A 13,246-nucleotide genomic window follows, 5' to 3' on the forward strand; every position below is an offset into this window, starting at 1 on the left:
TATTATGTCCGCTTTACCGGCATTTTAGCCGGAAAAGCTTCCTTATTTTTTCTAGTGAATCTTCACACCAATCGTTCTCAAACCGGCTTCTACCTGTTCCATATCATCCGATGCGCCAAACGCCAAATCCGTAACCAATACGTTCTCGCGAAGGACGGATTCAAAAGCTTCAATCGCTGTTCTCAGCTCATGATCCACATCCAGTGTCAGGTTTACACGCTTCTCAATCGGAAGATCAAGCTTCTTACGCGTATCCTGTACCGCACGGACCACCTCACGAACCAGACCTTCCTGTTCAAGCTCAGGCGTTATCTCCGTATTCAATGCAACGGTCAGTCCATAGCCGGAAGCTGCCGCAAAGCCTTCTTTTGCTTTTTTCTCAATCAACAGCTCTTCGCTAGTCACTTCCAGCTCTGCTCCGTCCGGTGAAACGATATTGAACTGGCCGGCTTCAACAACTGAACGAGTATCTTCTGCACTCATCGCTTTAAAATGATTTTGCAGGAAGCCTACATTCTTGCCGTATTTCTTACCTGCTACTTTCAGATTAAGCTTAAGTGTAAAGTCAACAAATCCACTGTCGCTCGTCTCCACCTCAATACTCTTCACGTTAATCTCATCCTTGATGATTTCTTCATAGCCAGGGAGATCAAAGTCATGACTGAGCGATACAATGAGGGCCGACAACGGCTGACGGGTCTTGATCCCTGTCTCGTTACGAACATTCCGTGCAAGCTCAACAATGTTACGAGCCGTTTCCATATCCTGCTCCAGCTTCTCATCAATCAGAGCTTCATTCGCTACCGGATAATCGGTCAGATGCACGCTGCCCTTTCCTCCAAGGTTACCGTAGACATCTTCGGACAGCATCGGTGTAAATGGAGCCATCAGCTTAGACAACGTTAAGAGTACCTCTGTCAGTGTGCCATACGCTGCAAGCTTATCCTCAGTCAGACCGCTGCCCCAGAACCGGTCACGGGAACGGCGGATATACCAGTTACTCAATTCGTCGACAAATACTTCAATCGCTTTCGCCGCATTCAGGAAGTCATTCACCTGAAGTCCCTTGCTTACTTTTGCAATGAGGGAGTTCAGGCGTGACAGCACCCAGCGATCCAGCTTATTCTCGGATCCTTCGAATGGATGCTTCTCTGGATCATATCCATCAATGTCAGCATAGAGCGCAAGGAAGGCATGGGTATTAACAATCGTGTCAATGACTTTGGATTTGGCTTCTCCGACGATGCCCTTGGAGAAACGCTTGCTGTTCCATGGAGCACTGTCTGCAAGGAGCGCCCAGCGGAATGCATCCGTACCATACTCCTCAATGATTTCCCAAGGATCAATTACATTTCCTTTGGATTTGGACATCTTCTGCCCGTTCTCATCCAAAATATGACCTGTTGCCATTACAGCCTTATAAGGTGCTTTACCTGTGAACAAAGTAGAAACAGCCAGCAGGCTGTAGAACCAGCCGCGAGTCTGATCAATTCCTTCACAGATCATGTCCGCAGGATATTGCTGTTCGAACGTCTCTTTGTTCTCAAACGGATAATGATGCTGTGCATACGGCATCGACCCGCTGTCAAACCACACATCGATCACTTCTGAGGTCCGTTCCATAACTCCATTCTCACAGTGTGTACAATGTACCTTCACTTCATCAACGTAAGGCTTATGAAGCTCAAGCTCCGGACTTACTTCAGAGGTCGCATGCTTGCGCAGCTCTTCGTGGCTGTGAGGAGCGAACTGGCCTCCACAATCCTGACATACCCACACGTTCAGCGGAGTACCCCAGTAACGGTTACGACTGATGTTCCAATCCACCAAATCCTCAAGGAACTTACCAAAACGTCCTTCACGTACGTGTCCTGGATACCAGTTCACCGTATTGTTGTTGGCGATCAGCTGATCCTTTACTGCCGTCGTTTCAATAAACCAGCTGTCCATAGCATAGTACAGAAGAGGAGATTTACAGCGCCAGCAGAATGGATAGCTGTGCTCAATTTTTTCCTTGCTGTACAGCAGACCCTGCTCAGACAGATGCTTCACGATATCAAGATCGCAATCCTTAACAAAACGTCCGGCGAAATCGGTAACTTCCTCGGTATACTTCCCTTCCGAATTCACGACACTGACAAAGCTGATTCCATTCTCACGACAAGTCTTGTAGTCATCCTCACCATGAGCGGGAGCCATATGAACAATCCCTGTACCGCTGGCATCCGTAACAAAGCTTGCTCCAACCACGATATTCGCTTTTTCGGCTGAAATATAGTTGAACGGCGGAGTATAAGTCAAGCCAACAAGCTCAGAGCCTTGCAAGGTGGACAGCACCTCGTAGTCACCCTTCATCACTTTCTCGACGAGATTTTTCGCTACGATATAAATTCCGTCTTCCTGCTTAACACGTGCGTATTCCATTTCCGGGTTAACAGCAAGCGCAACGTGAGACGGGAGTGTCCAAGGCGTCGTTGTCCAAGCCAGGATGTACTCATCACGGTCATGAAGCTTGAACTTCGCTGTTGCACTAAGGTCCTTCACATCCTCATAGCCTTGTGCCACTTCGTGAGAGCTGAGTGTCGTCTGGCAGCACGGGCAATAAGGGCTTACCCGGTGGCCCCGATAGAGCAGGCCTTTGTCATGAATCGTAGCCAGGATGTTCCATACACTCTCGATGTAGGTGTTATCCAGTGTTACATAAGGATGATCCAGATCCGTCCAGTATCCGATCGCTTCCGTCAGCTCACGCCATTTATGCTCATATACGAATACGCTCTCTTTACATTTCTTAATGAATTCTTCAACACCATAATTCTCAATTTCTTGTTTTCCGCTGATTCCCAGCTGTTTCTCTACACCGAGCTCCACCGGAAGACCATGCGTATCCCAGCCTGCCTTGCGGACAACCCGGTATCCGTTCATCGTTTGGTAGCGGCCGACAAAGTCCTTAATTACACGTCCCAGCACGTGACCGATATGTGGTGCTCCATTCGCTGTAGGCGGTCCTTCATAGAAGACATAATTAGGTCTGCCTTCACGATTCTCGATTGATTTCTTAAATGTATCTTCCGTCTGCCATTTTCCCAGGATTCGCTGCTCACGTGCGCGAGCCTTCTCCTTGACGTCAACTCGTTTCATCCATCTCTTCCTTTCATCAGTTACCTTTGGTGTAATACAACTTCAAGAAAAAATAAAAAAGCCCCGCCCCAAAAAGGGACGAGACTGTTCTCGCGTTACCACCCTAGTTCCGTCATCTGTCTGCATGTGACAAATAAACGGCGCTCTAATCCTTATGTGACTGCCATAAGGAGCCGATGTAACGTTCGGCACACGGTTCGGCTTAATTGCAGCTGCTGCAGCATGCTTTCAGCTTCACTTCTCCGGGATGATATTCAGCCATGGTCCGCTTTATTGGCTCGCACCTACCGCCAACTCTCTGTAAACGAATGCTCATGAGCTTACTGGTTCCCATCATCAAACCTGTATTATAATTTACATATAACAATATTTATAGCCTCTTTACAGCAAAAAGTCAACCTGACAGATGACCTGTGTATTTGGTATTAGTAAATTTCCTTCATTTCGCGCTCGCGCTCACGAACTTCCTGCTCCCGGTTCTCCAGAGCTTCCCAGCCATCCACACTCAACAGCTCCAGCTGAGCTTCAACAAGCGTGCGGAAACGAGCTCGGTAAATGGAAGCCTGCTTCTTGAGCTCCTCAACTTCAAGCGAAATTTTGCGTGACTTAGATAAAGCTTCGTTCACGATCCGGTCTGCATTCTTCTCTGCTTCCTTCACAATGAGCTGAGCTTCCTTCTTCGAATTGTTCTTCACTTCATCAGCAGCTTCCTGCGCAACAATAATGGTCTTGCTGAGCGTTTCCTCAATATTAGCAAAATGATCCAGCTTCTCCTGCACGGACAGCAACTGTGTGCTTAGCTCCTTGTTCTCACGGATAACAGCCTCGTAGTCTTTGATTACTTGATCCAAAAACTCATTGACCTCATCCTCATCATAACCACGAATACGGCGGGCAAACTCCTTATTATGTATGTCCAGCGGCGTTAGTGGCATGCTGTCCACCTCCTATAGTATTAACCTCTTGATTAGAGAGGCATTGAACTTCATTTTATTTATCGGTCCAGTACATCATTTCATAAACTCTGACCTAAAGATTTCGACAAGAAAACAAGAATTCCTGCAAATCTATTTACACAAATTTACCCACTTTCACACGAAACCGACCTTTCTTGGTCATTCCGTCGGTTTCCATCACTTTAAAACGCCCCAAGCCTTGGACAGATACGACGTCCCCTGCCTGCAGCATTTTGGATGGATCCTCTGCCACCTTCCAGTTCACTTTGCAGCGTCCTGCCTTAATCGGTGTAAGAATCTTGCTCCGGCTCAGTCTATACACATCGCTTGCAATCCCGTCCAAACGCAAAGAAGCCACCGTCAGATCCATCATCTGGAGAGCAACATCACTCGTCCGAAGCTGATCTATCGGCAGTATGTCCGTAAATACATTCATCCGATGCACTTGGTGTAAATGAAGCGAGAAATAGTCTGCGATCTCTCTGGCAACAACGGTGTGGCATCCGTCATCCAGGACGTGAATGTCACCGAGCTTTCCACGTTTGAGCCCAAGGCTCAGCAGCGCCCCCATGTAATCCCCGTGATCGAGCTGCAGAAATTTTTGATCCGCCGAAGTAATGCTTAGAATAGCAAGTCCCATATCCTCACCATCTAGATAAGCATAGTCAGGAGCAATCAGTGCTCTTTGACGCTCCGCATTAGCAGAGCCGCCTTCCATACGCACTTGTACATCTCCTCTGCGATTCGCCAGCGTATCCAAAATATAGGCCTGGCGCGGGTCCAGAAAGTCCGTCAGCTTCATCTCATGATACTGTCCGGCACGTTCCACCCACTCCCAGGCCTTGTCTACAAAATCCCGTTCATCGGGGTGAAAATGTTCATAAATGTCTGTACGCATTTCATAATCACCCTGTCTATTCATTTAAAACTGATCTAAGCAAATATTCCTTGTAATATAGCTAACAGTCCTGTTGCAGCATATCTCAGCGCAATGATGGCTATGATCGGCGAAATGTCGAGCATTCCGAAAATAGGCGGTATGAATCTACGGAAAGGAGCTAGATACGGCTCTACAAGCTTGCCCAATATTTCTCCGAACTTAGACTCTCTTGCGTTAGGCAGCCAAGACATTAGGATGTAAATAATGATCATCCAATAGTAAATGGTAACCAAGCTGTTAACAAATTGAAATACGAATTCCAAAAACCTGTCACCTCATTCTGTTGTAATCTACTTCGCTGTCGTGATCTGTAAGTATTTCCGCGATGGTTCCTTGTATTTCAACGGTGTCGGGTGTACAGAGAAAAATGTTTCCGCCGATTTTGGAAATGCCTCCGCCAAGCGCATAAACGGTGCCGCTCAGAAAATCAATAATGCGAAGAGCCTGATCCTTACGCACACGCTGCAAATTGACAACAACGGTCCGATGGGATTTGATATGATCGGCGATCTCCTGTGCTTCATCGTAACTACGCGGCTCGTACAGAACGACCTTTACATTTTTTTGGGAATGAATGCTTACGACATTATTGCCCTTCTGGTTTCTACGTTTATCAAAGCTCGGCGTTTCAACTTCTTGTTCAGGTTCTTCTACGCGTGTGTTAACCTGCTCGCGTTCTACAACCTCTTCTTCTTCTTGAAGACCGAAAAAATTCATAAATTTATTCACTACACTCATCTCCTTTAGCCCTCCTCTTTACCTACGAGAACACTTCCCAGCCTCACCCAAGTTGCACCTTCCTGAATTGCAATCTCATAATCATTGGACATTCCCATCGACAGATCCGTCAATGGTTCATGGGTCAGGGCTTGTCTATTCAAGTCGTCTCTCAGTTCACGAAGTCCACGAAATACGGGACGCGTCCGTTCCGCTTCTTCTTCATAGGGGGCCATTGTCATAAGTCCGGCGACTTGAACATGCTTAAATTCACGAATTTCTTTGAGCAGCGGAACAGCCTGCTCGGGCTGAAGACCATATTTCGATTCTTCACCGGATATATTCACCTGCAGCATACACTGTACTTTAATGTCCAGCTGCGCTGCCTTCTTCTCGATCTCGCGAGCGAGAGACAATCGGTCTAACGAATGGATATATGGAAACTTGCCAATTACATCCTTAACTTTGTTTGTCTGAAGATGTCCGATAAAATGCCATATCCCCCGATGGCCGAGCGTATTCCATTTCTCCTCGGCATTTTGCCATCGGTTCTCGCCAATATGTACCAGTCCGCTGCCAAGCACTTTCTCTGTCATCTCGGCAGATACATACTTCGTTACCGCGATTACATTCACACTTTCTCTATTACGTCCGCTTGCCTCACAAGCAGCATGGATGCGTTCATCCACATACTGTATTCTCTCCTCCAGTGACAAGGAGGGTCACCTCTCTTCCAATCCAATCCAGCTTGCCATTCTGCCTGTTATGCCGCCTTCCTTACGATAACTGAAGAACAGCTCAGGGTGGCAGCTTGTACACCATGATGTACATTCGATATGATCCGGCAATATTCCTGCTTTCATCATAATGTGTCGATTGACTTCTTTCAAGTCAAGCATGCTTTTTCCTTCAGGTGCAGGCTGATGTGCCTTCCTGTATGCAGAATCCTCATATTCATCTTTACCCTGTTCAAGTTCGTACAAAACCTTAACCCGGTCCATCACATAATCATCAACCTCATAGCAGCAGCTTCCGATCGACGGGCCAATCGCCGTCCGAATATCTGCTCGCTTACTTCCATAATGCTCTTCCATCCGTTCAATCATACGTTCTGCAATCTTCTGGACCGTCCCCTTCCATCCAGCATGGGCGAGACCGACCACCTCGTTGACCGGATCATAGAAATAGAGCGGAACACAATCCGCATAAAATGAAGTCAGCAGCACACCCCGGACGTTCGTCAGTAATCCGTCCGTATCCTGAATCGCTGACTCCCGATTCAAGAAGCCCCTGCCTCGATCTGCTTCGGTTACGATGGCAATTTCACTCTTATGTACTTGCTCACCGCATGTCCACGCCTCTGCCGGTATTCCAATCTCCTCAGCGATACGCCTGCGATTCTCAATGACATCCTCAGGGTTGTCTCCTACATGATAAGCACAGTTGAGACTGCTGTATGGTGCAGTACCGACACCTCCGGCACGGCTTGTATATCCCGTAATAAGTCCGTTACTTTTTGAATAGTAATTCCAGGGCTCTATTGCAAACAGCTTCGGTCCACTGTCCTTATTATTCAACACAAAAGGTTCCATGCTTGTATATCACCTCGTTCTTCTTTAGGAACATATATACCAGTGTACCAAAAAATCATCCCTCATGTCTCTTTAGGGGAGACTAGACTCCTTCTAGAATCCCTTTCGTTCCCCTTCGCGCCGCTCTGTACGTTCGTTATAGGCATCCTCAGGCTTCGCTTCCTTCACTTCATCCATCTTCACAAGCACGACGTCCGAACCGATCTTAACAATATTTCGCCAAGGAATAATCAGATCTGCGCCTCCACCAAACAGCCCCATGAATCGGCTGTAGCTGGGTACAACGATGGACTCAATGCGTCCCTGCCGCAGGTCCAGCTCCAGATCACTGATTTGGCCCAGTCTTTTCCCATCCACAATATTAATGACATCCTTGGTTTGAAAATCCGATATTTTCATCGCTCTCACCGTCAGATCTCCTGAGCTCATCTTATCCTCACATCCCGCTCTTATTAATTGAATCCTTATATCAATATATGTTTGGAACGCCCAAAATGTCCTTTTTTTTATTCAGGCTTGGTCGCCTTGGGACAATAATAAAACCTCCAGCTCCGCGCTGCATACGCGAAAGTGGAGGTTAGTTTGAAAATGATACAATACAATCCTTTTTTAAATCAAGCTCTTATTGTTACGATTAGGTTTTAACATGCTTTTGCATTTGCTGAATGGCTGATTTCTCAAGTCTTGATACCTGCGCCTGGGAAATACCGATCTCATCAGCCACTTCCATCTGGGTCTTTCCTTCAAAAAAGCGCATGGATAGAATCATTTTTTCTCGCTGCCCTAGCCGCTGCATTGCTTCTCTAAGTGCGATCTCCTCAATCCACGACACATCCTTGTTCTTATCATCACTGATCTGGTCCATCACGTAGATCGGGTCACCGCCGTCATGATATATCGGCTCAAACAAGGACACGGGGTCCTGAATCGCGTCAAGCGCGAACACAACATCCTCTTTAGGCACATTGAGCACTTCGGAAATCTCAAAGATGGTCGGCTCGCGAGAGTTCATATTGGTCAGCGCATCCCTGACCTGCAATGCTTTATATGCAATATCCCGGAGGGATCTGGAAACTCGAATCGGATTGTTATCCCGCAGGTATCTTCGAATTTCACCGATAATCATCGGTACTGCATAGGTGGAGAACTTCACATTCTGAGACAAATCAAAGTTATCAATGGCTTTCATGAGGCCAATACAGCCAACCTGGAACAAATCGTCAACGAATTCTCCCCGGTTATTGAAACGTTGAATGACGCTGAGCACGAGGCGCAGGTTCCCATTCACTAATTTCTCTCTAGCTGAGCGCTCATTATTTTGCTGAAGATTCGTAAATAACTCACGCATTTCTACGTTGGTTAGGACCGGCAGTTTCGACGTATCCACGCCACAAATCTCGACTTTATTACGGGTCATCGTGATTTACCTCCCAAGGAGAAACATTAATGTACATTATCTCCGGGAGAGGTATTTTTATTCCAATTACAGCCGCTTACCAGTTATACCCAAGACTTGATTTTACACCATTTTGTTGAACTCCTTGCGCAGTCGCTTGATGATACGCTTCTCAAGTCTGGAGATGTAAGATTGGGAGATACCCAGCATATCCGCAACATCTTTTTGCGTCTTCTCTTCCCCATCCTGAAGACCGAAACGAAGCTCCATGATCATCCGTTCCCGATCCGTCAGCTTGTCTAATGCCTTGTGCAGCAGCTTGCGATCGACCTGTTCCTCAATGTTGCGATAGATCGTATCATTCTCCGTACCAAGCACGTCTGACAAGAGCAGCTCATTGCCATCCCAATCAATGTTCAGCGGCTCATCAAAAGAAACCTCGGTTCGTATTTTGCTGTTGCGGCGAAGATACATCAAGATTTCGTTCTCGATACAACGAGACGCATAGGTAGCCAGCTTAATTTTTTTCTCCGGATCAAACGTGTTCACGGCTTTAATCAAACCGATGGCGCCAATTGAGATCAGATCTTCGATATTAATGCCTGTGTTCTCGAATTTGCGGGCAATATAGACGACTAGCCTGATGTTGCGCTCGATCAGCATCGCCCGGATGGCCGGATCACCTGTTTTTAGCTTTTGCAGTAAATAATCTTCTTCTTCCCTGGTAAGCGGCGGCGGGAGTGCTTCACTTCCCCCAATATAATAAATCTCCTCACTCTTCAGCCCGAACAAAAACAGGAACCGGTAATACTGCAGCTGTGCGGCGAGCTTCCATTTCACAAGCATGTATACTTCCTCCTATACCACGTTCAGCGGCTTTTCTGATTGACTGGCAGATGGTTTGATAATGGGGTCCTGCACATATTCCGGATGAATGATCGCCCTGTATTTCCCTTCAGATGAGAGCGTTCCTCCATCAAGACCGATCAATGTGCGAGCCGGCGTATAGCACGTCCCATTCATCTTGATCATGACCGAGTCGGGTTTCATTGCAAGCATAAACGACGTTCCTTTGTTGATCCCCCGAAAGGGGACAAGCCTTAATCGATCCTGCCAATCGAAGTCATCGCTAAGCTCCATAACAAGCTGATCAGCGGGAACCTGAGAGATCCTTCCTCTCCAGTTCTCAGGCAGGTAAGAATCCCATAATGCAGCTTCCATAACCATGACTGGCGTGCGAGTCAACGGATCTGTGAGCTGATTGCCTGTATCCACAAGTCCTGTGCAGCTCACTTCAACTTCCCCAATACGTACACTCACTTCACCGAAGAACGCTGTCATCTGATCTGCTTTCCTCTTGTTCAAATGAACCGCTCTAAAGATGAATAGAACGCTAAAGAAGACAATAAACATAAACCAGAACCCTACTTGAAGTTCGAACGACACGCCGCCCGTTGTAGTGAATAGTATTCCGTTGAATAACTCTCCTGAGCTTTGAAGTAAATAATGCGCCCCGAGTATACCGCCTGCAGCCACAAAATTGATGACATAAAAGGAGCCGATCGTCTTCATAAAGCTCTGCAGACTATGGAATCCGAAGGCGGTCCAAATCATCAATAATGACAAACCGAACTTGATGAGAAAGGTGTACAAAAAGGTAAGTTCGGGTACGAACATCATGACCACATATAGAGCTCCAATGACCGCAGCAATAACCATTCGCCACCACTTTGGCTTCTGGCGCTGCATCCAAGCGGTTAAGAATAACAGGACCCAGTCAATCAGCAGGTTGGTCAGAAAAATCAAGTCGATGTATACAACCAGTTTTTCTCACCACCCTTATATCATCGAATCAAAGAATATAACCAGTATAAGGAGGGAGACTTTCAAAGTCTGTCTAAACTTGGGAGGAGGATTGCAACTTTTTTTGTCGGATTTTTCACCTTATTCAAGACGTGAACAAGGCGTAAAGTGACAGGAAACAAAAAAATGCAGCCTTGTGCAGGCTGCATTGTTGAATGATATTTATTCGTTATTATTGCCGTTGTTTCTGGTGCGATTCCGCAAGAACGTCGGAATATCCAATTGATCAGAGCTAGGCTGATTGCCAAATGGCTTCAGGTTAGAAGAACGATTCTCCTGCGTTTCCGGCTGAGCAGGCTTGCGAACCGGTGGTGCAGCTGCAGCAGGCTTATTCTCGAATCCTGTCGCAATCACCGTAACCTTAATTTCTTCCTTCAAATTCTCATCAATAATGGCACCGAAAATCATGTTCACTTCTGGGTCTGATGCAGAGGTTACAATCTCAGCTGCTTCATTCACTTCGTATAGTGACAGGTTAGCCCCACCTGTTATATTCATGATTACACCGCGAGCTCCTTCAATGGAGGTTTCAAGCAGCGGACTCATGATGGCTTTACGGGCAGCCTCAGCTGCTCTGTTCTCACCTGTTGCCATCCCGATCCCCATCAAGGCGGAGCCGCGCTCCGTCATAATCGTCTTCACGTCGGCAAAGTCAAGGTTAATCAATCCAGGAACAGCGATAAGGTCAGAAATACCTTGTACGGCTTGACGAAGAACGTTGTCTGCTTCACGGAAGGCCTCCAGCATCGGAGTCTTCTTGTCCACAATCTCAAGCAAGCGATCATTCGGAATAACGATCAGTGTATCTACTTTTTCTTTCAGTGCTTCTATACCATGCTCTGCTTGGTTCGAACGCTTGCGTCCTTCAAACGTGAACGGGCGAGTAACGACACCAACAGTCAGTGCTCCACACTCTTTGGCGATCTCAGCGATGACAGGAGCTGCACCTGTACCTGTACCCCCGCCCATGCCTGCTGTTACGAATACCATATCCGCACCCTTAAGCGTGTTAGCGATAAGGTCACGAGATTCCTCGGCTGCCTTCTTACCAACCTCAGGATTAGCACCTGCACCAAGCCCTCTTGTCAGCTTATCGCCGATTTGCAGTTTGTGTTCAGAACGGGCAAGATGCAATGCTTGAGCATCTGTGTTGACCGTAATGAATTCGACTCCTTGAACACCATTCTCAATCATTCGGTTCACAGCGTTGCTTCCGCCGCCACCGACACCTATTACTTTTATCTGAGCCAAGCTCTCCATCTCGAAATCAAATTCCAACATACTTTTCCATCTCCCCCTCATGTGTGCATGGATGGCTCGTCCACTTATCAAAAATGAATCTTGTCCATTTCATATATCGGTGTTAAATCAATTCACTGAACATATTTTTTATGCGTTCGAAAAACCCCGGTTTATGTTCTTCTTCCGGAGCCGGATTCGGCTTAACACGATTCGTAGGCTTCTTGTTATTGCTTCCTCCACCGCTCGTTGGTGCTGCGGGTCTGATTTTAGCACTGCGAATCACGTTATGCAAGATACCTACACCGCTAGTATAACCCGGGTCGCGCACCCCGATAAAGTCTGGTACGGCCACTCTTACTGAAGCCGCAAGCTCATGCCTTGCAACTTGCAAGACACCCGGCATAGCCACCGTGCCGCCCGTTAATATATAACCTCCGGGAAGCTCCGTGTAACCGAGTCTCTTCATTTCCTGATGAATCATTTGGAATATCTCCTGCACACGAGGTTCAATAATCGCTGCCAGATCCTCTTGAGTAAACTCCTTATCCACATTACTGCCGATACGAGTGACTTTGAATACGACATCTCTGGCTGCATCATCAAGCCAAGCACATCCATACTTCAGCTTTACTTTCTCTGCTTGCTCAGTCAATGTACGAAGTCCGTATGCAATATCATTGGTAACAAACTCTCCACCGATCGGAAGTGTAGAAGTGGCGACAATCGAGCCTTCCTCAAACACAGCTATCGTGGTCGCGCCTGCACCGATATCGATCAACGCAGATCCCATACCCTTTTCATCCTTGGACAGAGACAGCAGGCCTGCTCCGAGAGACATCAGTACAAGATCCTTCACTTTCAGACCCGACTTCTCTACGCAGCGAAGCAAGTTATGTATGGCTGTCTTGGCACCTGTAATAATCGTTGCTTCAACCTCAAGTCTTACACCGATCATGCCGCGTGGATCCTGAATGCCCTCAAGACCGTCCACTACGTACTGTCTTGCCACTACATCGATGATCTCACGTTCCGGCGGAATAGCAATCACTTCAGCCGCCTTCAACACCCGTTCCATGTCTTCTTCACCGATCTCACGGTCTTCATTCGATACTGCCACAACGCCGTGACTTGTCATAAGTCCGATATGATTTCCGGAGATACCGACATATACTTCGGATATTTGAATACCAACCATACGCTCCGCATGATCTACTGCATTGCGGATAGACTGTACAGTCTGGTCAATGTCTACAATTGATCCCTTACGAATCCCCTCTGAGTCGGCAGATCCAACTCCAATAATATTAAAGGTTCCATTGTTAATTTCCCCAATAATAGCTCGAACTTTGGATGTACCGATGTCCAAACTAACAATGATGTCATTGTTGCTCAAGTCTGT

Annotated in this window: 13 protein-coding genes and 1 other annotated feature; all 13 genes read right to left on the reverse strand. The window is 47.0% G+C overall.

What is annotated here, in order from left to right; all coding sequences use genetic code 11:
* Positions 1-51: 51 nt before the first annotated feature.
* Positions 52-3,141, reverse strand: a complete 3,090-nt coding sequence (gene ileS, locus BK126_RS14265; RefSeq protein WP_076313225.1) for an isoleucine--tRNA ligase — start codon at positions 3,139-3,141, stop codon at positions 52-54.
* Between the two features lie 71 nt (positions 3,142-3,212).
* Positions 3,213-3,487 (reverse strand) — a binding site (T-box leader).
* A gap of 79 nt (positions 3,488-3,566) precedes the next feature.
* The gene (locus tag BK126_RS14270; RefSeq protein ID WP_076313226.1) at positions 3,567-4,076 is read right to left on the reverse strand and encodes a DivIVA domain-containing protein; all 510 of its coding nucleotides are present in this window, start codon (positions 4,074-4,076) and stop codon (positions 3,567-3,569) included.
* A 136-nt stretch (positions 4,077-4,212) separates the two neighbouring features.
* Positions 4,213-4,995: a YlmH family RNA-binding protein gene (locus BK126_RS14275; RefSeq protein ID WP_076313227.1), complete on the reverse strand. Its 783-nt coding sequence runs from the start codon at positions 4,993-4,995 to the stop codon at positions 4,213-4,215.
* Between the two features lie 35 nt (positions 4,996-5,030).
* On the reverse strand, positions 5,031-5,300 hold the full coding sequence (locus BK126_RS14280) for a YggT family protein (protein WP_256702846.1): 270 nt from the start codon (positions 5,298-5,300) through the stop codon (positions 5,031-5,033).
* 7 nt (positions 5,301-5,307) lie between these two features.
* Positions 5,308-5,775, reverse strand: a complete 468-nt coding sequence (locus tag BK126_RS14285; RefSeq protein ID WP_076313228.1) for a cell division protein SepF — start codon at positions 5,773-5,775, stop codon at positions 5,308-5,310.
* 5 nt (positions 5,776-5,780) lie between these two features.
* A complete protein-coding gene (locus BK126_RS14290; protein ID WP_076313229.1) occupies positions 5,781-6,470 on the reverse strand; it encodes a YggS family pyridoxal phosphate-dependent enzyme in 690 nt (229 codons plus the stop codon).
* Positions 6,471-6,476: 6 nt separating this feature from the next.
* Positions 6,477-7,346, reverse strand: a complete 870-nt coding sequence (gene pgeF, locus BK126_RS14295) for a peptidoglycan editing factor PgeF (protein ID WP_076313230.1) — start codon at positions 7,344-7,346, stop codon at positions 6,477-6,479.
* A 93-nt stretch (positions 7,347-7,439) separates the two neighbouring features.
* Positions 7,440-7,745, reverse strand: coding sequence for a YlmC/YmxH family sporulation protein (locus tag BK126_RS14300; protein ID WP_256209778.1), 306 nt, complete (start codon positions 7,743-7,745; stop codon positions 7,440-7,442).
* Between the two features lie 235 nt (positions 7,746-7,980).
* A complete protein-coding gene (gene sigG / locus BK126_RS14305; protein ID WP_076313232.1) occupies positions 7,981-8,763 on the reverse strand; it encodes an RNA polymerase sporulation sigma factor SigG in 783 nt (260 codons plus the stop codon).
* Positions 8,764-8,865: 102 nt separating this feature from the next.
* Entirely contained in the window at positions 8,866-9,588 is a 723-nt protein-coding gene (gene sigE / locus BK126_RS14310) for an RNA polymerase sporulation sigma factor SigE (protein WP_047910874.1), read from the reverse strand.
* Positions 9,589-9,600: 12 nt separating this feature from the next.
* On the reverse strand, positions 9,601-10,566 hold the full coding sequence (gene spoIIGA / locus BK126_RS14315; protein ID WP_076313233.1) for a sigma-E processing peptidase SpoIIGA: 966 nt from the start codon (positions 10,564-10,566) through the stop codon (positions 9,601-9,603).
* Positions 10,567-10,767: 201 nt separating this feature from the next.
* Entirely contained in the window at positions 10,768-11,886 is a 1,119-nt protein-coding gene (ftsZ, locus tag BK126_RS14320; RefSeq protein WP_076313234.1) for a cell division protein FtsZ, read from the reverse strand.
* 82 nt (positions 11,887-11,968) lie between these two features.
* On the reverse strand, positions 11,969-13,240 hold the full coding sequence (ftsA, locus tag BK126_RS14325) for a cell division protein FtsA (RefSeq protein ID WP_076313235.1): 1,272 nt from the start codon (positions 13,238-13,240) through the stop codon (positions 11,969-11,971).
* Between the last annotated feature and the right edge of the window lie 6 nt (positions 13,241-13,246).

Source organism: Paenibacillus sp. FSL H7-0326 (assembly GCF_001955535.1).
GTDB lineage: Bacteria > Bacillota > Bacilli > Paenibacillales > Paenibacillaceae > Paenibacillus > Paenibacillus shunpengii.

Bases quoted from the DNA above. Each gene is read 5' to 3' on its own strand.
- BK126_RS14275 (WP_076313227.1), bottom strand. From the start codon at position 4,995: ATGCGTACAGACATTTATGAACATTTTCACCCCGATGAACGGGATTTT.
- BK126_RS14300 (WP_256209778.1), bottom strand. From the start codon at position 7,745: ATGAAAATATCGGATTTTCAAACCAAGGATGTCATTAATATTGTGGAT.
- ileS (WP_076313225.1), bottom strand. From the start codon at position 3,141: ATGAAACGAGTTGACGTCAAGGAGAAGGCTCGCGCACGTGAGCAGCGA.
- BK126_RS14285 (WP_076313228.1), bottom strand. From the start codon at position 5,775: ATGAGTGTAGTGAATAAATTTATGAATTTTTTCGGTCTTCAAGAAGAA.
- sigE (WP_047910874.1), bottom strand. From the start codon at position 9,588: ATGCTTGTGAAATGGAAGCTCGCCGCACAGCTGCAGTATTACCGGTTC.
- sigG (WP_076313232.1), bottom strand. From the start codon at position 8,763: ATGACCCGTAATAAAGTCGAGATTTGTGGCGTGGATACGTCGAAACTG.
- pgeF (WP_076313230.1), bottom strand. From the start codon at position 7,346: ATGGAACCTTTTGTGTTGAATAATAAGGACAGTGGACCGAAGCTGTTT.
- BK126_RS14270 (WP_076313226.1), bottom strand. From the start codon at position 4,076: ATGCCACTAACGCCGCTGGACATACATAATAAGGAGTTTGCCCGCCGT.
- ftsZ (WP_076313234.1), bottom strand. From the start codon at position 11,886: ATGTTGGAATTTGATTTCGAGATGGAGAGCTTGGCTCAGATAAAAGTA.